Origin of the sequence: Spiroplasma endosymbiont of Tricholauxania praeusta (assembly GCF_964019535.1) — a bacterium.
GTDB lineage: Bacteria > Bacillota_I > Bacilli_A > Mycoplasmatales > VBWQ01 > Spiroplasma_E > Spiroplasma_E ixodetis_A.
On sequence record NZ_OZ026450.1, the window covers coordinates 986,743 to 1,012,879 of the forward strand.

At 23.0% G+C, this 26,137-nt stretch carries 40 protein-coding genes; 4 read left to right on the forward strand and 36 right to left on the reverse strand.

Annotated elements, in window-relative coordinates; translation table 4 throughout:
- Window positions 1–65: 65 nt before the first annotated feature.
- Window positions 66–1,226 (reverse strand): Mbov_0401 family ICE element transposase-like protein, encoded by a 1,161-nt coding sequence (locus AACK96_RS05325; RefSeq protein ID WP_338973711.1) that lies wholly within the window; start codon window positions 1,224–1,226, stop codon window positions 66–68.
- 64 nt (window positions 1,227–1,290) lie between these two features.
- Here AACK96_RS05325 and AACK96_RS05330 point away from each other — a divergent pair, with 64 nt between their 5' ends.
- Together AACK96_RS05330 and AACK96_RS05335 are read left to right on the forward strand one after the other, a co-directional pair.
- Complete coding sequence (locus tag AACK96_RS05330; RefSeq protein WP_338973712.1) at window positions 1,291–2,997, forward strand: hypothetical protein; 1,707 nt, start codon at window positions 1,291–1,293, stop codon at window positions 2,995–2,997.
- A 151-nt stretch (window positions 2,998–3,148) separates the two neighbouring features.
- Complete coding sequence (locus AACK96_RS05335) at window positions 3,149–3,442, forward strand: hypothetical protein (protein WP_338973550.1); 294 nt, start codon at window positions 3,149–3,151, stop codon at window positions 3,440–3,442.
- Here the strand turns inward: AACK96_RS05335 and AACK96_RS05340 are convergent.
- The 35 genes from AACK96_RS05340 to AACK96_RS05510 form a co-directional block, all read right to left on the reverse strand.
- Complete coding sequence (locus AACK96_RS05340; protein WP_338973714.1) at window positions 3,439–5,469, reverse strand: hypothetical protein; 2,031 nt, start codon at window positions 5,467–5,469, stop codon at window positions 3,439–3,441. The two genes, AACK96_RS05335 and AACK96_RS05340, sit on opposite strands and share 4 nt — an antisense overlap.
- Window positions 5,420–6,661, reverse strand: a complete 1,242-nt coding sequence (locus AACK96_RS05345; RefSeq protein ID WP_338973389.1) for a hypothetical protein — start codon at window positions 6,659–6,661, stop codon at window positions 5,420–5,422. Before AACK96_RS05345 ends, AACK96_RS05340 begins: the two co-directional genes overlap by 50 nt.
- 16 nt (window positions 6,662–6,677) lie before the next feature.
- Window positions 6,678–6,800 (reverse strand): hypothetical protein, encoded by a 123-nt coding sequence (locus AACK96_RS05350; RefSeq protein WP_338973392.1) that lies wholly within the window; start codon window positions 6,798–6,800, stop codon window positions 6,678–6,680.
- A gap of 4 nt (window positions 6,801–6,804) precedes the next feature.
- Window positions 6,805–8,691, reverse strand: coding sequence for a hypothetical protein (locus AACK96_RS05355; protein ID WP_338973716.1), 1,887 nt, complete (start codon window positions 8,689–8,691; stop codon window positions 6,805–6,807).
- A gap of 3 nt (window positions 8,692–8,694) precedes the next feature.
- A complete protein-coding gene (locus AACK96_RS05360; protein ID WP_338973717.1) occupies window positions 8,695–10,413 on the reverse strand; it encodes a hypothetical protein in 1,719 nt (572 codons plus the stop codon).
- Window positions 10,414–10,427: 14 nt separating this feature from the next.
- Window positions 10,428–11,609 carry a hypothetical protein gene (locus tag AACK96_RS05365; protein WP_338973539.1) on the reverse strand — a complete coding sequence of 394 codons (1,182 nt, stop codon included), beginning with the start codon at window positions 11,607–11,609 and terminating at the stop codon, window positions 10,428–10,430.
- An 18-nt stretch (window positions 11,610–11,627) separates the two neighbouring features.
- Window positions 11,628–12,005 (reverse strand): hypothetical protein, encoded by a 378-nt coding sequence (locus AACK96_RS05370; protein WP_338973404.1) that lies wholly within the window; start codon window positions 12,003–12,005, stop codon window positions 11,628–11,630.
- A 16-nt stretch (window positions 12,006–12,021) separates the two neighbouring features.
- Window positions 12,022–12,210: a hypothetical protein gene (locus AACK96_RS05375; RefSeq protein WP_338973407.1), complete on the reverse strand. Its 189-nt coding sequence runs from the start codon at window positions 12,208–12,210 to the stop codon at window positions 12,022–12,024.
- Window positions 12,211–12,251: 41 nt separating this feature from the next.
- Window positions 12,252–12,410 (reverse strand): hypothetical protein, encoded by a 159-nt coding sequence (locus AACK96_RS05380; protein WP_281748859.1) that lies wholly within the window; start codon window positions 12,408–12,410, stop codon window positions 12,252–12,254.
- A gap of 14 nt (window positions 12,411–12,424) precedes the next feature.
- Window positions 12,425–13,234: a hypothetical protein gene (locus AACK96_RS05385; protein ID WP_338973719.1), complete on the reverse strand. Its 810-nt coding sequence runs from the start codon at window positions 13,232–13,234 to the stop codon at window positions 12,425–12,427.
- Window positions 13,221–13,415: a hypothetical protein gene (locus tag AACK96_RS05390; protein ID WP_338973412.1), complete on the reverse strand. Its 195-nt coding sequence runs from the start codon at window positions 13,413–13,415 to the stop codon at window positions 13,221–13,223. Before AACK96_RS05390 ends, AACK96_RS05385 begins: the two co-directional genes overlap by 14 nt.
- A 121-nt stretch (window positions 13,416–13,536) precedes the next feature.
- A complete protein-coding gene (locus AACK96_RS05395; protein ID WP_338973415.1) occupies window positions 13,537–13,782 on the reverse strand; it encodes a hypothetical protein in 246 nt (81 codons plus the stop codon).
- Between the two features lie 111 nt (window positions 13,783–13,893).
- Window positions 13,894–14,019: a hypothetical protein gene (locus tag AACK96_RS05400; protein WP_338973528.1), complete on the reverse strand. Its 126-nt coding sequence runs from the start codon at window positions 14,017–14,019 to the stop codon at window positions 13,894–13,896.
- A 174-nt stretch (window positions 14,020–14,193) separates the two neighbouring features.
- The gene (locus AACK96_RS05405) at window positions 14,194–14,355 is read right to left on the reverse strand and encodes a hypothetical protein (RefSeq protein WP_338973721.1); all 162 of its coding nucleotides are present in this window, start codon (window positions 14,353–14,355) and stop codon (window positions 14,194–14,196) included.
- A 3-nt stretch (window positions 14,356–14,358) separates the two neighbouring features.
- A complete protein-coding gene (locus AACK96_RS05410) occupies window positions 14,359–14,586 on the reverse strand; it encodes a hypothetical protein (protein ID WP_338973723.1) in 228 nt (75 codons plus the stop codon).
- Window positions 14,586–14,798: a hypothetical protein gene (locus AACK96_RS05415; protein WP_338973522.1), complete on the reverse strand. Its 213-nt coding sequence runs from the start codon at window positions 14,796–14,798 to the stop codon at window positions 14,586–14,588. The genes AACK96_RS05410 and AACK96_RS05415 overlap by 1 nt, the downstream gene beginning before the upstream one ends.
- Complete coding sequence (locus tag AACK96_RS05420; RefSeq protein ID WP_338973423.1) at window positions 14,767–15,060, reverse strand: hypothetical protein; 294 nt, start codon at window positions 15,058–15,060, stop codon at window positions 14,767–14,769. Before AACK96_RS05420 ends, AACK96_RS05415 begins: the two co-directional genes overlap by 32 nt.
- Window positions 15,050–15,490 (reverse strand): hypothetical protein, encoded by a 441-nt coding sequence (locus AACK96_RS05425; RefSeq protein ID WP_338973724.1) that lies wholly within the window; start codon window positions 15,488–15,490, stop codon window positions 15,050–15,052. Before AACK96_RS05425 ends, AACK96_RS05420 begins: the two co-directional genes overlap by 11 nt.
- A complete protein-coding gene (locus tag AACK96_RS05430; protein ID WP_338973513.1) occupies window positions 15,490–15,819 on the reverse strand; it encodes a hypothetical protein in 330 nt (109 codons plus the stop codon). The genes AACK96_RS05425 and AACK96_RS05430 overlap by 1 nt, the downstream gene beginning before the upstream one ends.
- 15 nt (window positions 15,820–15,834) lie before the next feature.
- Window positions 15,835–15,981, reverse strand: a complete 147-nt coding sequence (locus tag AACK96_RS05435) for a hypothetical protein (RefSeq protein ID WP_338973430.1) — start codon at window positions 15,979–15,981, stop codon at window positions 15,835–15,837.
- Window positions 15,982–17,085: 1,104 nt separating this feature from the next.
- Complete coding sequence (deoC, locus tag AACK96_RS05440; protein ID WP_338973725.1) at window positions 17,086–17,763, reverse strand: deoxyribose-phosphate aldolase; 678 nt, start codon at window positions 17,761–17,763, stop codon at window positions 17,086–17,088.
- Window positions 17,753–18,736, reverse strand: a complete 984-nt coding sequence (locus tag AACK96_RS05445) for a Gfo/Idh/MocA family oxidoreductase (RefSeq protein WP_338973727.1) — start codon at window positions 18,734–18,736, stop codon at window positions 17,753–17,755. Before AACK96_RS05445 ends, deoC begins: the two co-directional genes overlap by 11 nt.
- An 11-nt stretch (window positions 18,737–18,747) precedes the next feature.
- Window positions 18,748–19,470, reverse strand: coding sequence for an RsmE family RNA methyltransferase (locus AACK96_RS05450; protein WP_281747884.1), 723 nt, complete (start codon window positions 19,468–19,470; stop codon window positions 18,748–18,750).
- Window positions 19,471–19,622: 152 nt separating this feature from the next.
- Entirely contained in the window at window positions 19,623–19,850 is a 228-nt protein-coding gene (locus AACK96_RS05455; protein ID WP_338960483.1) for a hypothetical protein, read from the reverse strand.
- Window positions 19,851–19,980: 130 nt separating this feature from the next.
- On the reverse strand, window positions 19,981–20,841 hold the full coding sequence (locus tag AACK96_RS05460) for a hypothetical protein (RefSeq protein WP_338973728.1): 861 nt from the start codon (window positions 20,839–20,841) through the stop codon (window positions 19,981–19,983).
- A 9-nt stretch (window positions 20,842–20,850) separates the two neighbouring features.
- The gene (locus AACK96_RS05465) at window positions 20,851–21,909 is read right to left on the reverse strand and encodes a hypothetical protein (protein WP_338973729.1); all 1,059 of its coding nucleotides are present in this window, start codon (window positions 21,907–21,909) and stop codon (window positions 20,851–20,853) included.
- Between the two features lie 2 nt (window positions 21,910–21,911).
- Window positions 21,912–22,103 carry a hypothetical protein gene (locus AACK96_RS05470; RefSeq protein ID WP_338956933.1) on the reverse strand — a complete coding sequence of 64 codons (192 nt, stop codon included), beginning with the start codon at window positions 22,101–22,103 and terminating at the stop codon, window positions 21,912–21,914.
- A 209-nt stretch (window positions 22,104–22,312) separates the two neighbouring features.
- On the reverse strand, window positions 22,313–22,681 hold the full coding sequence (locus tag AACK96_RS05475) for a hypothetical protein (protein ID WP_338956929.1): 369 nt from the start codon (window positions 22,679–22,681) through the stop codon (window positions 22,313–22,315).
- Between the two features lie 12 nt (window positions 22,682–22,693).
- Window positions 22,694–22,954, reverse strand: a complete 261-nt coding sequence (locus AACK96_RS05480; protein WP_338973731.1) for a hypothetical protein — start codon at window positions 22,952–22,954, stop codon at window positions 22,694–22,696.
- A 34-nt stretch (window positions 22,955–22,988) separates the two neighbouring features.
- On the reverse strand, window positions 22,989–23,189 hold the full coding sequence (locus tag AACK96_RS05485; RefSeq protein ID WP_338956925.1) for a hypothetical protein: 201 nt from the start codon (window positions 23,187–23,189) through the stop codon (window positions 22,989–22,991).
- Between the two features lies 1 nt (window position 23,190).
- Window positions 23,191–23,379: a hypothetical protein gene (locus tag AACK96_RS05490; RefSeq protein WP_338973732.1), complete on the reverse strand. Its 189-nt coding sequence runs from the start codon at window positions 23,377–23,379 to the stop codon at window positions 23,191–23,193.
- Complete coding sequence (locus tag AACK96_RS05495) at window positions 23,379–23,507, reverse strand: hypothetical protein (protein ID WP_281749165.1); 129 nt, start codon at window positions 23,505–23,507, stop codon at window positions 23,379–23,381. The genes AACK96_RS05490 and AACK96_RS05495 overlap by 1 nt, the downstream gene beginning before the upstream one ends.
- Window positions 23,508–23,805: 298 nt before the next feature.
- Window positions 23,806–24,213, reverse strand: a complete 408-nt coding sequence (locus tag AACK96_RS05500) for a transposase family protein (protein WP_338973314.1) — start codon at window positions 24,211–24,213, stop codon at window positions 23,806–23,808.
- A 23-nt stretch (window positions 24,214–24,236) separates the two neighbouring features.
- The gene (locus tag AACK96_RS05505) at window positions 24,237–24,659 is read right to left on the reverse strand and encodes a transposase family protein (protein WP_338973316.1); all 423 of its coding nucleotides are present in this window, start codon (window positions 24,657–24,659) and stop codon (window positions 24,237–24,239) included.
- Between the two features lie 37 nt (window positions 24,660–24,696).
- Window positions 24,697–25,101 (reverse strand): hypothetical protein, encoded by a 405-nt coding sequence (locus AACK96_RS05510; RefSeq protein WP_338973734.1) that lies wholly within the window; start codon window positions 25,099–25,101, stop codon window positions 24,697–24,699.
- 58 nt (window positions 25,102–25,159) lie between these two features.
- On the opposite strand from AACK96_RS05510, the gene AACK96_RS05515 reads away from it, so the two are divergent.
- Both AACK96_RS05515 and AACK96_RS05520 read left to right on the forward strand, forming a co-directional pair.
- The gene (locus AACK96_RS05515) at window positions 25,160–25,519 is read left to right on the forward strand and encodes a helix-turn-helix domain-containing protein (protein ID WP_338973555.1); all 360 of its coding nucleotides are present in this window, start codon (window positions 25,160–25,162) and stop codon (window positions 25,517–25,519) included.
- A 28-nt stretch (window positions 25,520–25,547) separates the two neighbouring features.
- Window positions 25,548–26,048, forward strand: a complete 501-nt coding sequence (locus AACK96_RS05520) for an IS630 family transposase (protein WP_338975131.1) — start codon at window positions 25,548–25,550, stop codon at window positions 26,046–26,048.
- Window positions 26,049–26,137 lie beyond the last annotated feature (89 nt).

A 26,137-nucleotide genomic window follows, 5' to 3' on the forward strand; every position in this document is an offset into this window, starting at 1 on the left:
TTATTAAACTTTACGTTAATAAGTTTTATTTTATTTTTAGTTATTTTTTAAATTTAAGTTTTAATTTATAATAACTGGATGGCTGTATTTATTTGATAACATTTAAAATTAACCATTTTTGTATACATATCAATGTTATAAGTTCTATCACCAATCATATGCTTTAAAATTTGTTTAATATTAGTTTCAGTAAAGCAACCAATATTTTCAACTAGTGCTTGGTTTAATACACCATCTTTTGCATTAATAAAATAACCAACTTTTATTTTTTTATATTGTAAAGTTAATGATTGTAAAAAATCAATTAATTCATAATATTCACCTTTGGCAAATAAATTTATTGCATTTTGATAGTGTAATTTATCAATTTGATTTTTTCTTCTTCCAGCCATGATACCAAGAAATAAAACATGAAAAGCATGAAATTTATCTAAAATAAATTTGGCATTTAAAATGGTAGCAGTTTTTCTAATTCATTTTGCACTGTCTCCACAAACTATTAAATTTGCTTGGTCAAAGTTTTCAAAAAATAAATTACCATATTTTTCTATTAATTTTGCGGTTTTTTCAGCACCAATTTCTGTTTTTGATACTCTTATTTTACATACAGCTCTTTTATTAATTAATTTTCCATTTTTCTTTTTACCAGTACACATTACTATTAATCTCATCGAACATTTTTTACAATTTTTAGTATTGTGTTTTTCATTAAACTTAAATTTTCGATGACCATCATCAATATTTACATATAAATTTTGATTTGGTTGTAATGGTATTTTGGGAATATTTGCTTTTGGTAATTCAAATTTTTGATATGTTCTACAAACTGTACTATTACTTATTAAATCTTCAATAAAAGTATCACAAACATCACGATACTTTTTACCATCAGCAAAATATTTTAAAATTTGTTTAATAACGTTAGGTGCAAGTTTACTATATTTTTTAACACCAAGATAGTTATCTAATAAGGATGCATATTCAGTTTTTTGTTTTTCTATGTTATAATAAGTACAAATACGTCGTTTATAAGTTAATAAACCTTTTTTTGCTTTTAGTTTTCGTTGTCTAAATCTATATGATTTATATTTAGATTTATCACATGTACTTCATAAATAATCATCTATTTTTTTAAATAATTCTTCTGTTTGTTTTAAACTTAATTCATCTTGATTAAAATCGTGTTTGTCTCAATCAAAAAGATTAGGAAATGGTAGTGTTAACATTTTTAATGTTCCTTTCTTTTAAATAATTTAATTTTAACTTATATATGTTAATAAGGAGTAAAATATGGCTTTTATTAGTAGTTATGCACAACTGAATAAAAAATATAATCTTAATTTTAGTGATAATAATTATAGTTTTAGTTGAGATATTTTTAAAGCATTTGTTGGTGATGAATGAGCAGAATATTTTACTACTAATTGTTTTTATCGTTTTATACCAACAGCACGTGGAACAAGAAAAACTTGAAACTGTTTAGCATTTGATTTATTTATATGTTGTAATTTTAGTGATAGTAGTGTCCAAGAAGTAAGAAGATATGAAAATACTCATAGTGAAACTACAATTGGTGCTTTAATGAATGTTTGTCAAGTTTTATTAGATACATATAATATTAATTTATTACCTAATAATCCACATGGCATTAAATGAAAAATTACTAAGGATGGGGGATGTATTATCTTTCCAAGTAATCAACAAATTGATTTTATTGGTTATGCTAATGGTAATAAAATTTTTGGAAAAGAAGCAGGTGGGTCAAGTTTTTTAGGTTCAAGAACAGATGAAATAATCATGGCAGAAGAAAAAGAAACACTTACTAATAAAGAATTAACATATCGCTATGAGCGATTAGAAATATCTATGTTTAGAAGTAACAGAATTAAAGTGTCAAATGAACCAATTAAAGAATGAAATTGAACTTTTATTGATAAAAATATATATAGCCCTACTTTTGGAAAAAAGATTACTCGTTATTTTTATAAAAACTTTTTTATGACTTTTACATGCAATCCTTATGATAAATATCATCCATTTTATTTAAAATACTGTACGCCATTTTTACCATTAAATAATGAAGTAATGGAAAATCTTAAAAAAATTGGCAAAGTTTATTATGAAAATAAAGACATGTTTAGTGGTTTAGGTTTATTTGTTTTAAGATTCACTATTAAACCATTTTGAGATAAGTTACCGGATATCCAAAAAAGAAAATTATTAGAAATGAAAAAAAGTAATGAAGATGAATATAATACTGTTTATTATGGTTTTGAATTTTTAGATAGTGATGCAACAATTTTCCCATTTCAAAAAACAGTAAAATATTGACAATCATATGATTTAAAACAATTTTATAATCAAGAAAAAGAAATGTATAAATTTGATTTTTATAGTGTTGGTATTGATTGAGCTACGGGACCAAAAGACCATACTGTATTTATGGTAGTTGGTTTTAAAGAATATAATAATACTGGTTATTATGATGCTTATATTATTTGTGAATTAGTAGTTACACCAAATGACTTTATAAATGAAAATGAAAAAATTAATGCTTATGTTAATGAAATTTTAGGATTAATGGATAATTTTGAAAATTTTGAACAAGCAATTTATTTTTATGATGATAAAGCAAGAACAGCAATGGATTGATTAAATCAAAAATTAATTGATGAATACAATACTATTTTAATAACACAAACTGCTATTAAACATGCTTCAAATTTAAATCAAGAAGCCGGATTAACTAATAGAGTAGTTTGAATGAGAAATATTATGAGTTATGGAAACTTTTACGCAAATAAAGATGATTTACCAAAAACAACTCAATGTTTAGAAGAATTACGTTATGATGAAACAAAAACTAATATTCCTGACAAAAATATGTATCAAGACCCTTATGATGCTCTGTTTTATGCACTGTATCCATATAAAAATGTAATTAGGGGTAAAAATAATGCTACTGTGAAAAAAAGTATCTTCACATTTGCTATATAATAAACAATTTCAATATAATTAATAGTATAGGTATTATAAAATAAACGCCTTTAATTTAGGCGTTATTTTCCATTTAAAAGCATACTTGTAAAAATAATCAAAAATAGTACAATTTAAAAGTAAAATCAAGGAAAAAAAGGAGTAATTTAATATGAAAACATGAATAAAAACAAATTTAAGTAAAATAACATTAGCATTAGCACTAACTGGTGCTACAACTGGAACAATAGGTTTAATCATGGGGGGGGTGCTTACCCATAATATAGGTACTAATATTAAATCTTATCTAGAAACAAATGGACAAGTAGTATTAGGAACAACAACTATATGGTCACATAAAAGTTTAGATAATCATCAAATATATTTATATTTTGATAAAATAAAGCATAATAATGATGATATAGTATGAGATGGAAATTATCCAGAAGGGTACTTTAATCATTAAATTTCTAGATTTATATAGGAAATATTTTCATTATATTTATCAAATAAATTAATATTATGTAAATTTATTTCTTGTTTATCAGTAATTAAAATTAAATCATAATTACCAGCACCAAATATACCACTAATTTCTACCCGATTTAAGTTATTAATCGGGTTTTCAATTTGTAACTGAAATTCATTATCATTATCAATTTGTGAAATTTCTTTATAAAATTCTAATTTAGAAAATAATTGAGATTTATTTGAACCATATAAATTTAAAGCATTTTGAATTTTATTTTTGTCAATAATTGCTCTTGTAAAATATTTACCATATTCACCATTACCTAATGTTCAATCAGCAGGAATTAATGACGGAATATTATTACTTTCTAATTCATTAGTTATAGATAATCAGTTAAATTGATTATCATCTAATTTAAATAATTCATTTTGACTAATATCATTATTTTTTAATTTAACGTTATTAATATCTGTAAAATCAAAATATGCAGATTTTAATACTACTTTTACATCTTTAAATTGTCAAATATCATTTATAGTAGGATGTATTGGACTTGATTTTAATTCAAAATAATAAGGTAACAAAATTTTATTATCATCATTTAAACCTTTATTAATTGACATACTTGAATAAATATTATTTGATAACATAATAAATACTTGTTTAAATATTTTAACTTGTTCTAAATTAATATAATTTGGATAATCTAATTTTCATTGTCTAAATAAATTAGTAATAACTTCATCTGGCTTTTGTCCTTCAAATTTCTCCTTTAATTTTGCAATAGCATTTTCTGGTTTTCCATTTTTCTCACTATATGTAGCACCTTCAAAATTTCTATTATAGTTATATGTGTAACTTAACATATCTAATAATAACTGTTGTAAACTATCATTAGTTGGTGCATCTTTAATTTCTATTTCAATATCATCAAATTTATTATTAGTTGCAACATATTGATAAAATTGACTTTCACCTACAAAATCTCAAACTTCTTTATCCTTTAATTCTTTTTGACTTTTTAATGGTCATTTACCACCTAAAACATTACTAAACTCATATCCTAATCAAGCATGGGTTATTCTTGCATTATTAATAACTTCTCTTCTTGTTACAGAACCACTACTAATTTTAATTAAGTCTAAAACTGATTTTTCTTGTCCAATAAATTGTTTTGCTAAATTTCAAGGTAATATTTGTTCACTAAATCATTGTTGTAAAATTCTAACTTTTGGTTGAGTTTCAATAGGCATTGATAATAAGGGAAATGCTATCTTATCTTTAACAAATAACTTAGGGTATACTTCCATATTGTCAACTTCACCAAGTACCTTTATATTGCCAAAAATCATGCTTCTAGGGGCTTTAATTTTTAAACCAGTAACTTTGGTATCTTTATCTAATGGTTTTTGTAATTTAATAATAATTGGATAACCATCTCTTGTTTTAAAATCTTTAATTTTAATAATAGTAATACTTTTAGTACTTCTTGTTTTTGGATTTTGATAAGGCTGTGAATAATTATTAATAATATATAAATTATCAATATTATTTTCAGTTAAAGGTTCATTAATAGAAACAGCATATAACTTAAATTGATTTAATAAATTTATTTCTTGAAAAATTAAATTTTTAATATCAGTCATACTATATTCAATTGTATTATCATTAATATTTGTACTTGCTCTTTGATTTAATTGCATAGTAAAATCAGATGTTTCAACAGCAGTAGTTTTTAATACTTTTTCAATATCAATAAATCCGATTTTAATAGTATTTGCTGAAAATTTTAAAGTATTATTTTCATTATTTTTAAATAAACGTTCAATTTCATAAATATAAATTGTTCTTTTTTTAAATTCATCGTATGCTCTATTAATATCGGGGTCACTAGTTGCTCTCATCATATTAGTAAAGTCATAAGGAATATTATCAATTAAATAATCATTTTCTACTTCTGCTTGATTAAGTTTAGTTTGTTTCTGTGGAAATTTCGTTTGTGGTTTGTTGTTGTTTTCCATTGTTTTCTCCTATTAATTGGTTATTTTCGGGATTAAATAATTTTAATCTCACTGTTAAATTATTAATTTCTTGTTCATCATTAATATTAAATGTTTTACTATTTAATAAGTCTTTATCTAAACGTACTAATATTTGAATAAATTTAAGAATATCAATATTAAATTGTCATAATTTTTGTTCAATATAGTTAATAGTTGAAATATTTACTGCTGTACTTTCGGGAACTGATTGTTGTGCAGATTTCTTTTGACTTGGTATATGAATACCACAACGTTTAAATATTTCATTAACATTTCAATCGTATATATCAGTTAAATTTTTACCTTTAAAATTACTATTTGTCATATTAATATTTTCATTTTGTTCGTTATTATCTCCACCACTTTTAAATATGTAGTTTTTAGTAACCAAAGTTCTTACTGTTTGTTCTAATGCTGATTGAACATTCCCATAAGTTTGATTAAAAATAAATTTAGGTGAGTTTAAAATAGTATCTAAAACAATTTGTTCATAAATAACATCTAATGCTTTAATTTTATCCATTACTTTATCACAATCTGCTAATTCATTTGCTTTATTTCGCATAATTGCTATTGGTATATAATTAATATTTAGTGTTTGTTCTTGCTCTAAATTTGGATTATTAATGAATGATTTAAAATCTAATGGAAATTGTTTTTTATTATCACTAATACTATAAATTGCACGATTAATAGTTACTTGTTCATTATTTAATGTATAAATTTCAAATAATCTTACATTTTGTGCATTTTGTTGATAACTATCATAAAAAATAGTACATTGAATTAATTTACCGGTAATATCATAAACTCTTTGTTGAATATCTATTACTTGAAAATATAAATCATCATTAGCAATAAAAATTAAATAACCACTAATTCCTAATTTGCTTAATTTAAAAATAGAATTTCAATTTTTTCTATAAAATTCTTGCTGAATTAAGTATTTTTTAATAGTTTCATTATTAATATCTAATGGAGCATTATATAAATTAGCATTATTTTCTGCTACAAAATCAGTAAAATAAGTTTCATGGTTAAAATCATTAAAACCAAAATAATTTAAAATAGAAGCATGTGTACTTTTATTTTTATTAGTTAAAAATTTTACTTTTTCATTTTGATTATCACTAGTATTTGTTTTATCTTTTCTTTTAAATAAACTTAACATAATATTCACCACCTTTCTAAAATATTTGATTAATTTTTAATACAATTTTTACAATAATAAATATAATTAAACCAGCAGTTGCAGAAGATAATAGTACTCCAATTAAACCTAAAATAATTTTTATAATTTTAAAAAACATAATATTATTCCTGTAATTCTTCTAATTTTCATACATTACCTTTTAAATTACCTTTTCCGCTATAAATAGTAATCAATTTTGCATGTTGAACTGATAAAATTACTATATTAGCACTATCATTAAAGGTTTGTATTTGTACACCATCAATTTTTTTATCAGTTATAATAAATTCTTGTATAGTATAAACTGGATTATATATACTTCAAGAATAATAAACTCTATAATGTTTATTAACTATAAAATCATAAGTAATTTGTCAATTATCTCATTTATTTTTTTCTCTTGTTCCTACTTCTTTTCAATTTGAACGACTTGGACTTGGTGTTGGAGGAATATCTTTTAATTCATTAATAGCACCGGCAATAGTTTTATCAGTAGTTTCTAAATTAGGAATTTCAGTACTAATAGTATTGATAGAAAAAACATATTTAAAATGGTCTTTATCCATTTTATCTTCTATTTTTTTATCTACTTCTTCTTTTTTATAATAATCAGATAAATCAGTTTTACCACCAATAGCACTAATAGTATTAGTTACTTCATCAATTTTAATATTTTCGCCAGTAGTTAATTTATTTTGCTTTTTATCTAATAAATTATTAGTTTCTATTTTTGTATAATAATCACGTTCAGTACTTTCTTCTGCTATAAATTCAGTTGGCGTATCTATTCCTTGATATTGATATATTTCTTTTATATCACCAATTAAATTAATTTTTCCACGTTCAGGATAAGAATTACCTCCACCCCTAAATTTTTTATTTCTATTGTCATAGTAAATAGTTCCAATATTTAAAATATTTTTATTTGAGATTTGTTCATTATAAGTCATGGAATCAACATTTAATAATTCAAATTCATTAAAAACATTATTTAAATAAATTTTAATTACTTTATAAAATTTCATAAAGTCATTTTCTGTTGAATATTGATAACTGATTTTAATAAAATATCATTTAAATGTTTCTATATTATTATTTTCAACTTTTTTTCATAGGGGACTAGTTTCGATATTAAATCAATTATTTTTAACATCATTAATATTTTCGTTTGCTTTAATTAATTCAGTATTTAATTTTGTAATTTCATTTTCATTAGTAGTAATTCGTTTTTGTTGTTTAGCAGAAAAATCACAAGTTGGTGCATGTGTATAATCACCAATTTGTGGATTATTTTGTAATGCTTCGGGTGGTAATGTACCAATTTCATCAGGTCAATCTAAAATCATTGTTTCAGATTCTTTATCATAATCTGTTGCAACATAACCTTTATTTATAAATTTTGTAACAGGACCTCTATATATTTCATTTTCATTATCATCAACTAAATCATCATACAATTTCATTTGTTTTGATAATGTAAATTCTTTTTGTTCTTTAATTAATTTATCAATTTGATTTCTAGTATAAAATGCTTTTAAGTCAATTTTTTCAACATCTATTTCATCATCATTATAACTTGAAAATATTTGTTTTAATTCTGTTAATCTTGCTCATATTTTCATTCTACTAGGTGCTAAATCTCAAACATTAATTGTAGGAGTACTATTTGCACTAAATTGACTACCATTATTAAATTGAATAGTAGCATCAACATTAAATTCAATTGGTGTACGATTAAATACTCAATGTTCAACCATAACATAAACCATATCTCTTAATGTTTCTTTAATTAATTCATCTTTAAAACTATCAAAAGGAAATTTAGATAAAATAAAATCAAGATAAGCATTAATATCATTTTGAGCACGAATAGCAAAAGTTTTAAATCAATCATTAACATTAGGTCATGTTTGTATATATTGCTGTGGTGTTTCTGTAATTTTTCCAGTTAATGGATATCAGTTATTATAATTTTCAAGACTGACATCAGTTCAAAGTTTATTAATCATAATTTATCATTCCTTAAAAAATGCTTGTTTATAATGATGAGTATGTTTTTTTGTTTTTTTATGTGTTATATGTTCAATTTCTTTTTGTATTTTATTTTTACCTTTTTTTAATTTTTTCTTACTTTTTGTTACAACTTGACTATATGCAAATTTTTCTAAATGATGTAATAATCCAGTACCAAATAAAGTATTAACACTAAATTTTAAACCAACATTTTTAAATGATTTGTTAATATTTTCAATAGGATTATTAATAACATTTACTACTTTATGATAAGTTCTTATTATTCTAAATATTTCTCTATATACTTTAAAACTATCTCTAATTACTTGTTGTAAAACTGGTGGAGCAAATGCTATTGCTTTTAATCATTTATTACGATTAACACCATAACCAATGTATCAACCACTATATCAACGATATCAATGGAATGGATGTATTTGAGTAACAAAAGTTTTTGCTTTAAGAATACTATCAACAACTGTAATTGGTTTATATTTAGGATTGCGATGATAAATAGTAATTGCACATTTATCTAATGACAAAGGTTGAATTTTACAACCCATAAATACTGGTGAATTTAATGGAATTAATTGTGCATGTTTAATTGCTCTTTTTTCTGCACTAGTAAATAAATCAGTTGCTTTTTCTTTTAATTTATTAATTTTTTCAAATGCTTGTTTTTCTAACTTTTCAAATTTTTCTTGTAATTTATATATACTTTCTCTTATTTTTTCAAAATATGGTGTATCTTTTCAAAATTTATTTAAACCTTTTTTTAAATAAAATCTAATATCAAAATATTTAAAAGTTTGATTTGCTTTTAAAACAAGTTGATGAATAATATTATTTTTAAAATTAAATTTAATAGAATTAGCACGAATTTTTTGTAAATCTAAAATTAAAGTTTTTCCATATCTATTTTCTGTATGTATTGTATGAACTAAATTTAATCAATCATGCTGATTCATAGATAATACTTTTTTTAAATCAGTATTAAATTTTTTTAAAAAGTTATTTGCTTTTTCAATATCTTTAATTTTAAATTTAGGAGTTAATTGTGGACTTAGTTTTATTAATGTATTTTGTAATAATAAGTAATCTTTTAACTCTTGTGCTTCTAATTTTTGAAAATTATTTTTATATTGTCTTTCAGCAACATAACCTAAATCTCGTAATACTGTTTCACGATTAGGAGTAAAACTATAATTCATTAAATAACGTTTATTACCAATAATTTTATCTGTTAAAATTTCTTTTCCACTTACTTGACTAATAATTTCTTGTAAATTTTTTGCTTCTTTAATTCCCACTTGTTCTAATGTTTTAGTTTTTTGTGCTAGTTTAATAAATTTACTTGTACGATAACCACGACTAATTTTATTAAGTCCAGCAAATGCAGGAAGTATATTAAAGAAAGTATTTAATTTTGTTACATTTCCTTTTAAATAATCATAAACTTGATTAATAGTAAAATCAGTTAAAAACTCTACACCAACAGCACTAATACTAGCAACTAAATCACTTGCACCTAATCCAAGGGCTACACTTTCACTTAATCCACCAGTAAAAGGAGCAAGTGCTACTGCTATAACTTGTACACCAATCATTTCTAAAATTTCTCATCAAAAACTTTTATTTTCTTGTTGGTTACTTGTTCTAGTATGTTTTGGTTTATTTATGTTTAAAAGTATTGCTGTACTAGTTGTACCAATTGGCATGATATTAATTTCCTTTATTTAAGAGTTATTTTAATTGGATTTGTTGTTCCTTTATAATTTAAATCATTAACATTTGCAGTAATAGTTATATATAAGTCACCCGCTTTTTGTTTTTGATTACTTACATTAGTTTTTCCTTGTGCATCACTAAAATATTTAATAGTTGGATTTGTTAAATTTGGATTTAATGATTTAAGTTCATTAGTACTTTTTATTTGTGTATTTAATTCACTATTATTGTTATTAACATTTGCAGTAATATCAGTTGTTAAACTTGTAATCTTAGTTTTTAAATCATTTTTATCATTATTAACAATTGCACATAACATTCAGCGTGAAGTTGTTTCTTCATCTGTTATATAGGGTATTGATTCACCAGTTACTTCTCCACCAACTAAATATCTTCTTCCAACTTTACCATCAGCAATATCTTGAACATATACAACTGTATTTTGTAACATATATCTTTTCATTGCTCTTGGTGTTGCTAAAACAAAAGACATAATTTTAGTTTCATTATTATCAGTAAATGTCATATAATCATCCATTACAATTTGACATAGTACACCTTTAATATATAAATCATTTCCATTTAATCTTAATTGTTGTGCAATCTGATTATCAGTAATTAAACCTTTATTATTAGCTAAATAAACAATATTATCATAAAGATTATTAGTAATAAAAAAACGACAATTATTACTATTTCTTAATTGAAATAAAGTATTTCAAGCATCTAACATTGATTTTAAGTATCCTACTGGTGATTTATCAGTAATATCTACTTTAGTTGCATATTTTGCAATTACATTTGTATCATTATTTGCTAAATAATCTGCTAAGTCATTAGCAACTTCATATTGCATTGTATTTAATAAATTTTGTCCATTTTCAGCATTTAAATCAACATTAGCAATTATTTCACCTGCAACTGCTTCTTCTTTAATTTCTTTTAAAATTTTAATAGTTTCAGCATAACTAACATCTAATCCTTTACTTTTATCATTTCATTTTAATACTTTAATTTCTGAATTTTTTGGTTTTTTAACTATAAATTCAATTTTGGTTGAATTAACCATTTCGATAGGAAAAAAACTTGCTCATGGTGAATTTGATTGTTTATAAAATTCTATAAACTCTGGTGCTTCTACTAATTTTTCGGTATTATCTAAATTTTTATTGAATTGTATTGCCATTTTTTGATTTCCTTTCTGTTATAAATTATTATTTTTTTTATAATCCAATAATGTACTTTTTATTGAATTTTGTTGATTTGTTATTATTGTTTGTGGTTTGCCACCTGTATTAATTGTTTCTTTAAATACTGGTTGTTCTTTAATCATTTTTTTAATACTTTCTTCAATTTTTGAATTTTCTATATTACTTGTTTTAAATTTTAAAAACTCATAAAATTCCGTTTTAACTTGATATTTTTTAAATATATTAATCATTTCTTTTTCTTTAATTTCTTGATTAAGTTTATTTAACTTATTTTCTGCTTCATTAACTTTATTTTCTATTTCTTGTGAAGAAGCATTATTTTCAGTTAAAGGTTCAGTTGTTTGTTGAACATTATTTTCATTTTCTAACATTTACATCACCACTTTTTTATTTATTTTCTTTATTAATCTTTTCATTTAATTTTGCTAATTTTTTTTGATGTTTTATAATTTTATTATTTGCTCTAACATGTTTTGGAGTTGTGATAAATCTTTTTAATAAAACAATAATTTCTCTGCAAATTAATATTCCAACACTTGTTCCAATAATTATTAATTCATGTAAAAATTCTTTCATTTCAATATTTTCCTTTCAACTATTTATTTTTTTATTTTTGATTATTCATCAAATTCACCTTTAATAATTCTTTCAATCATACATTTTGCATCCATTAAAAGATTTGCAATTAAACGTTCATTCAGTCGTATGTCTTCTAAATCTTTTTCATGTTGTTTTAATTTATCATCATAATATTGAATTAATTTTTCTTTATTCATACTTTTCACCTCCTTTATAAACTCATGTGATTGTAATCTCAATTTAATGAAGCATTATCAGTATTTAATGGTACTTCGCTTAGATTATCACTACCATATTGACTAGTTGTTTCACTATTAATAGTAAATCTATTATCATTTATTAATCTTGAAACTTCATTTGTAAATGTTGTTTCTTGCATTTCTCTACTATGATTTGTCTCTATTGGTAATAAATTATGGATTATTTCACTTGCACCAGCAATTATGGTAGGTACTGCATAAGCATTATTAAAATCATTATTAATACCCATAGCAACACCACTTGATATTAAACAACCACCAGTAGCCATATTACATATCTTTCTTATTGCTTCAAATTTATTAGGTATTAACTCAGTTAATCCACTAATAAGATTTGAAATACCATAAGCATTTAAACTAATATATGTATCTCAATCCATTAATGACTGATTATCTTGTTTATCTAATAATAATCATGGTGGACCCTCAGTTGTAGTTGTAGTAGTTATTGGAGTTGGTGTTGTTGGAATAATTGGAGTAATATTATTTTCTGTTCATTTACTATAATTTGCTAAACCAATTGTTCCTAAACCTAAAATAATTTTTTTAGAACTATTAATTAATTTAGTTTTAGTATTTGGTCTTTGATTTAAATTTCATATATCTAAACCTAATTTTTTACCAAATAATAAACTATTAATTGAACCTAAAACTGGATTTGCAATTACTTGACCATAATAAGCACTTGTACCAATCATTGCACAAATTGGATTTATACCAGTTCTAATTAATTTGGTTAAAGTATAATTATTTGTTTCCATTTTTTTCTCCTTTTATTTGTAATAATTTTTCTAAAACATAATGATTTTTATCAAATTCTCTAATCAATCATTTTTTTGTTTCTGACGGATTATTAGTACAAAGAATTAATCTTTCTATCATATAAATTAATTCTTTTTTATCTGCTCTATCAAAAATTACTTTTAAAATTTCATCTAACATAATTTATTCTCCTTTATTTGCTTTTAACATTTCTCTTACAATATCTAATAAAGTATTTACTTGATAATCATATAATTCAAATTCATGAATTCTAATTTTAATTTTTTCCTTCTGCATTTATTTATTCTCCTTTAATTTCTAATTTTTTAATTGTTACTTTAATTCAACCTTGATAAACATCATTATCACCAACTATTAATGCAACATTACTTTCGGGGTCAGAAACAATTATGTGTTTGGATTTAACATTTGGGTATTGTCTTAAAATAATTGCTCTAATATCATTACTTGTATGAATTGCTTTTGGAAATGGTGATAATATTTCAATTTCATCTTTATTTTCAAACAAAGTAGGTAATATTATCATTAGTCAAATTCTCCATTTTCAATTAATTCCTTTAAAATAAATAAAGTTACATCAGTTCTACGTTCTGGTTCTAATTTAATTAAATTATTAATATGATTAATTAGTTTTTCTTTATTCATAATTTAACCTTTCTTTCCTAACTCTTTTATTTTGTTTTTGTTTACATAAGTTATTACATTTATGAGCAAAAACTCTACCATAACCACATTTATTATTCTTTTTTATTTTTATTATCATTATTTTTAAAACAATTTTGACAATTTGGTCAATTATAATTTTCTTTACAATCAGTACACATTTTCATTAGTTATTTCTCCTTATTATTTTTTGGATTTTGAAATTGAACAGCTTTACAATTATCACATCTAAATACTAATTCAATACTCACATCTTCATGTTCACATTTATTCATTATTTATTCTCCTTATTTTCAATTTGATTAGAAATTTCACTTAATATTTTCAATACTTTATATTCATTTTTTAATTCTTTAATAATAAATATTAAAAATATTATTAGTGTTATGCTTGTTATTAATATTGGTACTATTAATAAAATTTTTCACAATATCATTTTTTATTCCAATTTATCTTTTATTATTTGATTTTTTCTAATTATTTCTTGTTCTAATGAATAAATATGTTCTGACATTTTATTTATTATTAAATTTATATAATGTATTTCTTCTTCAACATTTTTAAATGCAAGAGTTCCTATTTTAATTTTTAAATTTTCTAATACTTTTTCCATATCTTTTTTTATTACTAAATCAGTCATTTGTTTTGGATTTTGATTAAAATTCATTATATTTTTTCTCCTTTTTGTAAAATATCTTTTATTATTTCTAATTCAGTCATTCTAATTTCATTTGTTTTAATAAAATTTTGCAATCTTTCAATTTCTTTTGTATATTTATTAATATTTTCTTTATGCTGCTTAATTCTGTCATTAATATATTCTAATGGTGTATTTTTAATCATTTTTTTACTCTTTTCATTTTTTAAATCATTTAACATTGATTGAACAAAATGCACGATTTTTAGGAATATTTAAAGTATTAAAAATTTGACCAGTTACAATAATTTCATCGTTTTTGTTTAATAAAATACATCGTCTATAAAATTTTGGGTTATTAAAAATTAAAGTAACATAATTTAATCCATTTCATTGACCACGAACACTATAATATAATTCCTTATTACCTTTTTCGTAATATTTTGCTTCAATAGTGTTACTCAGTTTTACTTTTAATTTGACATAATTTGCTTTATCTTTCATTTTTATAATTCCTTAAATAGTATTGAATATGCTTATAAGCATCTTGTTCATGTTTTGTTAATTTTATATTTCCTTTATAATTTTTTAAATTATTAGTTTTATTTTTTGGTTCACTTTCTAAATAATCTCAATTCATAACATCTTCTACTAATACCATTAATGCACCAATAATCTTAGGTGTTGCTAATGGATTAGTTAATAATTGTTTTGAGCTTAAAAAGAAATTTTCTACAATAACTAATATTTTTTGATTAATAAATTGTTTTTTAATTAATTTAAAATATTCTTTATATATATTTTTACTTTCTAAAACTGTTTTAGTTTTGAATGTTTCATTAAAAGTAATATTATTAGTTTCACTTGAATATATAACCATTCCATTATTACCAATACCAGCGGGATCAATACCAATAATTAAGTCATATTGCATTATTCAAAGTCACCATTTTGAATTTTTTCTTGTAATTTCATTATTAATTTAAGTTTTCAATTACTAATATTAATTTTAATTACATCACTAATATCATCTTTAAGTAATTCAATAAATTCATTATCAAGATAATAAATTAATTTTTCAATAGCATTTGCAGAAGATATTTGTTTCAATATTTCTGCAATTATTGCTACTTTAATTACTTCTTTTTTAAATTTTTCTCTTAATTTTTCTTTATTAATTCAAAAATCATATTCAGTTTTACATTTACCATCATGATTAATAAAAAGTTTACAATCATCTATTGTACAGTTTGTTTTATCCATATTTATACCTCCTACTTAACTTATTTTTAAAATACAGTCATAACAAATTGCTTTACCATTTTTGTCTCTTAAAAATTTTTTTCTTGTTTTAATATCACTAGTAGTAAAGAATAAATAATATAATTGTTTTTGTTTACATGTTCAGCAAAAATAATTTTTCATTTAATATTCCTTTTCTAATATGTTCTGTTGCTTCTAGCATAAAGAACATATATTTTGATTTTTAGATTATTAATAATACTACTATTAGTTTTATTCATTCCATGAAAACTGGGCTCAAAAATAAATTGTGAAATTTTAAAAAGAAATCGAGGCATTCGATTCAATATTTATTTAATTTGTGTTAAACAAATTAATATTTTAATTGAACCGGCACCGCTCAATTTTTTTTACAAGTTTGAAATTTATTTTCTCGCCCAAAAAAATTTTTCAAAAAAAATAAAAAATAAAACCAACACTTGCTCACTGGGGAGTGGCAAGGTTGGTTAAATAAAGAATAGAATTAATACAATAGGTCCCTACAACAGGTCTATATATACTAGTTTCCAATTCGCTCCCACCCCAAGAATTACCATTAATGGTTAGTATATTTTATTAGGTATCACTCCACTTTTTATTTATCCATGCAAGTCCACATGTTCTAGCTACTATTTTTAACAACTGTGTTGTAGTTCACTTTTTTAGTTCCCTAACACGTGTTGATAATAGCGTTAAAGACGGTTATTAAAAATTTTAAAATTTTACAATTACAAAAAAAAGACAAGATTTTTATTCTCGTCTTTTGTCATTTATTTTTAATTCAAGGGTAAAAAAAGAAAGGAGCTATTTTTAAAACTTTTTAGTTATCGACATCTTCGACACGCTCCCCAATTTTATTTTTTAAACTTTCTTTTAAATTATTTTTTACTTTGTTATATATAAATTTTACTTTTCTTATATCTTTACATATATACCCTGCTATGACAAAATATTTATGTCTATTATTTATTTATAAAGTCCCGGATTCATCTAATATTATAAATACCATTATATACTACACCATTTCATAAGTTATCAAATTTATTATACTTGAATCATATATAAAAGTATAGTAAAATACAATAAAGTCCTTTAAGATAAACCGTATACCACTTGATTACTAAGCGTATGTTAAGTACGTGGTTTCTTAGGCAAAATCCCTTTAATTAGGGATTTTTTACATATAATTAATTTTTTTAAATATCTTAATTTCTTTTATTATTTATTATAATTGTCAATATATCTATTTTAATAACCAGCCTTAGCTTCTTGTCCTGAAATAATAGCAACACCATTACTAGTACCAATTCTAGTAGCACCAGCATTAATCATCGCCATTGCATCATCTTGATTTTTAATACCACCAGAAGCTTTAATTGCAACATGAGCACCAATATTTGCTTTCATTAATTTAATATCAGCAACCGTTGCACCACCATTAGCAAAACCAGTTGAAGTTTTAATAAAATCTGCTTTTACTTTAGTTACTAACTGACAAGCAATAATTTTTTGTTCTGTTGTTAATAAACTACACTCAATTATTACTTTTAAAATAATATTTGACGGACATGCATTACGAACTGCTTGTAGATCTTGCAATACAAGTTTTTGATCATTATCCTTTAGTGCCCCAATATTAATAACAACATCAATTTCTTGAGCACCATCTTTAATCGCATTAATTGTTTCTGCTACTTTAGTTTGTATAGTATTGGCACCCAATGGAAAACCAACCACTGTACATACTTTAACATTACTATTTTTTAATAAAGTAACAGCACGATTAACATAAAATGGATTAATACAAACTGCTTTAAAATAATAAGTTTTAGCTTCTTTACATAATGTATCAATCATTGATAATGTTGCTTCTGGTTTTAATAATGTATGATCAATATATTCATTTAAATTAATATTACTTTTCATAAACTTCAACTCCTAATTCATTTTCACTTTTAATAATTGCTTCAATAACTTCAAGATTCATTAAACTATGATTTAATCAATAATCTCGACTTAAATAATCTTTATTTTTAATCATTTTTACAAAGTCATTTAATTCATATGTCATTAAACTTTCTTCATTGGTATTATCTGCGATTTCTTTTATTCCGTTTTTAGTATAAACCTTAATTCCACTTAATGGATGAACTTGTGATAAAACAAGACTACTATTATGACCTATAAATTCACTTTGTGCATAAGAGGTTACTCCTTTACTACAAGTAATAGTAGTAATAGTTCCATTTTCATGCTTCAAAATAACATGATTACTTAAATTAACACCATTAGGTAATTTAATTGCCATCGCTTTAACTGTTTTTACTTTACCTAATAAATACAATACTAATTGTAATGGATATACTAAACTATCATAAGTTGAACCTTTACCAAAATCTTTATCAAAAACAGAATCATATATTCCTTTTTCAACTGATGGCATTCTTGAAGAAATACGATTAAAATTAAGGTTAACTACTTCTGGATTTATTTCATGCACTAATTTTTTTAATTTAGAAAAAATAGGTAAATGAACAGTAACATAAGCTTCTAATAAAATTATTTTTTTACTTCTTGCTAAAGAAATTAGGTTTTTAACTTCTTCAACTGTAAAAGTAATAGTTTTTTCTACCAAAACATGAATATTATTATTTAAAAATAATTTACTTTGTTTGTAATGCAAACCATTTGGTGAAGCAATATAAATAGCATCAATATGTTCTATCATTTTATTTAAATCATCAGTACTATGGACAATATTATATTTTTTTGCTCATGTTTCTGCTTTATCTAAACTTCTTGAATATATACAAGTTATTTTAACTTTTTTATTAGTTAACGCTTGCTTTATAAATCTTTGAACAATTTTTCCAGTTCCAATAATACCAATTCTAATCATCTTGTACTCCTCTAACTTTTTAAACTTGTTTCATAATTAATGATTGACATTAAAAATAAAGGTGCAGTTTCAGCACGTAAAATTAATTTTCCTAAACTAATATTACTAAAATTAAGTTGTGTTAAAGTTGCAATTTCTTCTTTAGTAATTCCTCCTTCGGGTCCAACTATAATTGTTATTGATGATAATTTATTATTTATTTGACTAATTCAACTAGTTTCTGATGAATTTTCATATGCAACCAAATTAAGATGAGACCGATATCGCTCTAATTGTTTTAAATCAAAAACAACGGGTGTAACAATCGGAATTAAATTGCGATTTGATTGTTTGGCAGCAGCTTTTGCAATATTTTGTCAACGTAAAACTTTCTGTTCTGCTTTTGTTCTTGTTAAAACACTAACACATCGTTTTAACTGCAATGGCACAATTTGATAAACTCCCAATTCTACTGCTTTTTGAATGACTAAATCAAATTTTTGTTCTTTTAATAAAGATATTACTAATGTGATTTTACATCTTAATTCTGAATTACTATTTGGCACTGTTTTTATAATTTCGCATTTAATAACTGATGTAATTTCAATAATTTTTGTTAAATATTTTTGTTCTTGATGAATAATAACTATTTCATCATTAATTTTATGACGTAATACTTTAATTAGATGTTTACTATCTTCTTCATCCAATATTAAAATATTATTAGTTTTATGGTTAGTAAAGTAGCATTCCATAGTCCACCTCTAATTTGATTATAACATAAGATAAAACTCAAATTAACAAGTTTTAACTATCATCTTTAATTTATAAAATATAAAATTTCTTTTTTCTTTTATCATGAAACTAAATTAAAAACTACTTAATTAATTAAGTAGTTTTTAATTATTTATAAAATAATACATTTTGCAACTTTAGTAATAGCATTATTATCTATGTTTACTAAAGGTTTATCATTTATTATGTTCTTATTTTTATTACTTTCAAATGTATCAGCAACTTTTTCTCGTCTTTCTCTTTCTTTTTCTTTTCCAAAACTATTATTTACTTCATCTATTTTTTTTGCAAGTGAATCTTTATCTTTTGTACTTCATTTTTCATGTGGTTCTCATGGCATATTTTTTACTTCCTTTATTATTCTTTGAATATTTTTTCTACCCTTCAAGTATATAGGGACTTCGTCCCTCGCCACTACGTGGCTCACCCAAATTATAGTCCCAGTAGGTTCACTGGGACTATAATCATTTTTATTTATCTTTATTTTTAGGTTTATCTTTTTTCTTTAAAATATTATCCAATTTATCCAAACCAGCAGACTTAATATCACTATAAGTCATATCAATACTACTTGCTTCTTTAAGGTATTTCTTAGGTGACAATTCACTTTTAAGTTCATGCACATAATGTAAAGCACGTGAATTATACCTTTTTAACCAGTGTCTAGGAAAAAATAAAGTCATAGCCATTGCTTCACCACTATAACTTGGAGGCATAATACCTCTTTTAATCATTTTCTTTGTTCTACGACGTGAAAATACTACTTTATTATAATCCTCAATATTAGTATATAAATTAAGATTAAATATAACAATAAAACCCAAAAAACGCATACGTTTAACTTGAACAACATACTCAACTTTTTCTCTTGCTTGTACTGGTATTCTATTAGGGTGTTGTTCAATCAAATACATTGTACCATTAAACATATGACCTATTAACTTACAAAATTGTCCTAAACTTTCTTGTTGATTTTTAAACTGTACTCCTAAATCATTAGAATTTATTTTTAATGCTAATTCATCTAAAATTATTAAATCTTCTTCCTCAAAAGCATAATTACTTGCTAACTGATTAAAAGTAAAAACATCGTTATAATTAACCAAATAAGAATAACCAGTCTTTAACTTAATAGGGAAAGGACTAACTACTCGTTTCTTATGAGTCTGTGCTAAACAACAAGCAAGGGAAGATTTGCCAGTTCTTGGAGGTGCTGAAATAATATAACTACCAACTCGTTTTAAAATTTTAACATTACGAATAGTTATAAGAATTGGATAAATAATTATAATCAAACCTATAACTAATAACACATAACCATATCAATGCATAATAAACTCCTAACCTATAATTAAACTAATTGCTCTAACAAATAATCATAAAGGTATAATATTTTCTATTCCACTAACAATATCAACATTTAAAGCAGTACTAATCGTATCTGAAAAAATATGTCGTAATAAACTATCTGTTGTAAAAAGAAATTGTCTTAATGGTTCAACTGGTAAAACCTTACCAACAACACCATAAAGTACTCATCTAAAAGCATTACGTAAATGTCCAAAGATATCATATCAACTTGGTCTTTCATATTCCGGATTAAAAGGACTATTTGGTGGCACTGGCGTTATATTTTCACTTGAAAAAATATTGATTTGACCAAAATTCAACTGTGGTGAAAAAGTTGGTCTAGTTGATTCACCATGAACATCAAAAAATACTGTTAAATGTCTTAAATTTGGAACACGAATAGGCATAGTAACAAAATTATATAAATCTTGTTGATAAATATCATTATCCACTTTACCTTTAAAAACATATTTTGTATCACCAACATAATCTAAAAAACTAAAAGTAAAATTAGCAGTAAAAGTTTTAAAATATTCATATTCAAAATAGAACATAAAACCTTGAATATAAAAACTCAAAGGTTTATCAATTTCAAAATTTAACTGTGTTTGAAAATTTATAATACTTTTACCAGTATTAACAAAATTTAAATTATTAGTATTATTCTTTGCAACATAATTATGATTAAACATAATACGTGAAAATTCATCTAATTGTTTTCTATTAAAAGTATAAACGCCAGTTCCCATATCTATCATTTGTGACGGAACACCAACTGTATCACTATAATAATAACACGTATATAAACCTTCATTATTACCTATAAATTCACCACTTACTAATTTTAAATCCGGTTGGTCAACATCAAAATAAGCAGAATTTCATGGTATTGTTGCTCAATCATCAAAATTATGATACTTAACATGTTTAACCATTTCTTTTGTAATATCATAATTAACGACATTAGGGTCATTTGAAGCAATTAAACTAGTAGGTGCTTGAACAGAAGTATTTACAACAAAAAACAATTTAACAAATTTAAATCACATAATTATTTACCAAACAAACATCTTAAAACTCATCATAAACCATAAAATATAATAAATCCAATAAAAAACTGTGTTCCATAAACTACTAAATTTCATAAAATAGTAGTAAATTGGTCAACTGGACTTCCTATAAACATAGTTCAATAATCAACTATACATTGATGTATTTTATTGTAAATATCTCAAACACTCATACTTAACACCTACCCAAACAATGACCTAAAAATAAATTTAATACTACGATAAATAAAATTAAAAAATACACCTAATACCAACCAAAAAGTCAAATTAAACAAAATATAAACTTCATCAGTAATATTAGTTTGATTTAAAAATATACCAATATCATTACTAGAAAATATAAAAATTAAATGCAATATACTATTCACAAAATCACTCATAATTAATTACCAACTCCTCAACCACTAGATGTTCCAGTAAATTTATTACCACCAGCACCACCTTTAAACTTACCTTGTTTTTTATTTTTTTCTTTTAATTTATCAATACGTTTACTATGAACCTTAGCAATTTTTTTACCAACAAATTTTGAACTGCCTTTAATATTTCTATAACTTTGCTTTACAGTCCCCGATGTAGAAACTGGCTGAATGTCAATATTTAAAAAAACTGACATAGCAAACTTTATTAAAAGAATAAAAACAACAAAAGTTCCCAAATTAAAACCTAAATCTGCCATTGGCAAATTTCAAAATTTCATAAAAATTTGTCCAAATAGTTCTAAAACTTTTGAAATAAAAGCAACACCCATAATAAAGTACTCCTATATTATTTTTAATAATTTTAAAATTAATGAAAAAGTAAAAAGTACTAAAATAATTGCTAACAATGGTACTGGCATAGAAACTATTTGTTGTGAACTATCACCAAAAATAAAACTTTTAATAACCAAAGACAAATTATGTAAACCAGAAAAATCAGTAATATAACTTTGCAAAATATTTTGCACAATATTATTTAAAGAAGGTAAAAGTTTACCTAATAAAGGAAAAACAAAAATTATTGCAAAAAATAATTTAATCATAACTATTACCTCCTAAAAACAATTCTAATTTTTTCTATCTAAATCCACGAATAATATGTCCAATAAATTCTTTAATAAATACTAAAACCATCATAAATATTGGAATTAAAACCGGTCAATTTGTCATTATTGAATCACCAGCAAATACTCAGTTAAAAACATAACTAAAAGATTCTAATAATTTTTGGCCAATACCTCCAATCATTTCTATTAAAGCACTTAATCCTTTTGGCATACTAATCACCTCCCTCCTCTAACTCTTTTCTTGCTCTTTCTTTACGCTTTTGTTCTTTACAATATCAACAATCTGGGTCAACTATATTGTGTTTTCTATGTTTAAATTTTCAAACTAACTTTTTAATAGTACCTTTAAAAGCCCAAGAAGTACCAAGCACAGCAATTATTACAACTATTCACTTAACCATTATTTTTTACCCCCTAATAAAAAATCATCATAATTCATATTTTCACTTAATCTTTGGTCAAAATTTCTTTTTGCTTTTTTCTTATGCAACTTTTGTCTTGACATATTTTTTCATTTATCTTTTTTCATAAAATTAATTCACTCCTTATAAAATAAATGTTCTTATAGTTTTATTTTGTTCATTATTTCTTAAATTTTCATTATTAATTTCTAATAATTTACTTTAGACATATTCCATAATTAAATTTAATCAATTGTCAATAATACTTTTTATAAATTTTTTAGTGTTATTAATTATAAAAGTTAATATTTTCCGAAAAAATAGTTTAAAAATAAGTTTCTATTTCGAAAATAAAAAAATGTTAATAATATTTTTATATTAACTTGATAATAATTTCAATTTTAAAAAATATATTTTTGATTTTTTTTATTTTAATGGTTTTATTTTATTAAAAATTTTACAAAGTAAGTTAAATCTTAAGTACATAAGTCTAAATTTACTTTTTCTACATTTATTTACTAAAATTTTGAATCTTTTTAATCAAGCAAAAACATGTTCAACTTTGATTCTAATTTTAGATACAATCTTATTATATTTTCTTTCTTGTTTAGTTAATTTTTTATTTTTACTTTTTTTAATTGGTATTATTGTATTTTCATAAATATTTTGTATACCTTGATATCCTAAATCACCAATAATTATTGTATTTTTAGAAAATACAAGATTTGAATTTTTTAATATTTGAAAATCATGCACTTTGCCATTATCAGCAAAAATATCAACAATATTTTTATTAAAAAAATCATATACAATTTGAAATTTTATAGAATACATTCAACTTTTACCAGAAAAATATTCTAACTGTAGTTTTTTTTAGTTGGTCTTTCAATTTCAATCTCAGTTGAATCAATTAAATAAAATTGAAATTCATTTAAATTTTCTTGTTTTTTATCATTTTTTGATTTATATTTTTCTTTTAAAAATTGATAATCTCTATCATTACTAAGTTTATTTTCAACTCAAGTAATATTTCGAAAACAGCTTGAAGGACTCATTTTATATTTAATACTCATTTGAAAAAAAGTATAATATTCTTTTCAATATTCAAGTGTCATCATCAATCTTTCTTCAACTGAAAGTTTATTTTTTCGACCTTTAGTTTTTTCTAATTTTTCTATTTCAATTAATTTTTCTAACATTTCATTAAAATGAAAATGTTTTATACCAAAATATCTATAAAATTTATCATTTTTTAATTTTTTTAAATTTTCAAAAGCCATATTTATCAACACCTTATTAATTCATTAATAAAATAAATTATAAAATTATTACTTGATTTTTCAAAAAAATAATTACGGAATATGTCTTTTGAAATTCTAATGTTTGTTTTAATTCTTTTACTTGATTATTTAAATTTTGAAATTTTCTTTCTAATTTTTGTTTTTCATATCTTTTTCTTTCAACTTTTAAATCATTCTTTTTAATAAATTTATTTTCTTTTCTCTTAAAAACTCAATTTGTTATTTTACTTTTAATATTATTTCATGGAATACCAATATAACCCACAACAATACCAATTAAGATAGATACTGGTTTAATTGCAACAATTCCTAAAACTATAATGCTAGGAATTAATCCTAAAAATATACTAAATGTAATATAGCTAACGAAAGTAATGTTTACTCATAAATAATGTAAAATAATAATATGTAATTTAAACAATTCTTGCACTTACAAGTATAATTCAGCAATAATTAAAATAGATTAGGAAGATTAAATTATGCCAAAACCATACAGTGAGGACTTACGAAGAAAAGTAATAGAAGTTTATGAAAGTAAAAACATGAAAATTAAAGAAATTTGTAAAGTGTTCAATATCACTAGAAAGACTTTATTTTTATGAAGAAAAAGAAAGCAAAAAACCGGAAATATAAAACCAATTTTGAATTATCAAAAAGGACATAGCCACAAAATAAAGGATTTAGATGAATTAAAAAATTATTTAGCAGAAAATAAAGATGTTACAGTTCAAAAAGTAATTGAAAAATTTGGTGATATGACAAAAGAAACAGTTTATAACTATTTCAAAAAACTAAATTATACATATAAAAAAAACTTTTCTATATGAACAAAGAGATAAAAATAAACAAGAAGATTTTTTAAAAGAAATAGCGAAAATAATGAATGAAGATTTGGTATATATTGATGAATCTGGAATTGATGATAATGAATTTTATAAATATGGTTGGTCTGAAAAAGGTAAAAGATTATTTGATAATAAACCTGCATATAAAATAAAGAGAATGAGTATAATTGGTGCACTAAATAAAGGTAAATTAAAAGCTCTATGAGCATTTGAAGGACATTGCAATAGTAAAATTTTTGAATCATATGTTAAAAATATACTAATTCCAGTATTAAAGTGTGGACAAATTATAGTTTTAGATAATGCGACGTTTCATAAATCTAAAGCAACAAAACAATTAATTGAAAATGTTGGATGCAAACTATTATTTCTTCCACCATATTCTCCTAATTTAAATCCAATTGAACATTTTTGATTTGCTATAAAACATAATATAAGAAAAATATTACCAAATTATTGACCAAATATTAAAAACGCGATTGATTTTGTTTTTCAAGATATGAGTAAACATTACTTTCGTTAGCTATATATTGCTATTTTTGTCTTTTTATTTGTTTCTTTCTTTGATGCAACAGGTTGTTTATATTCAATTACTCATCAAATTAATGAATA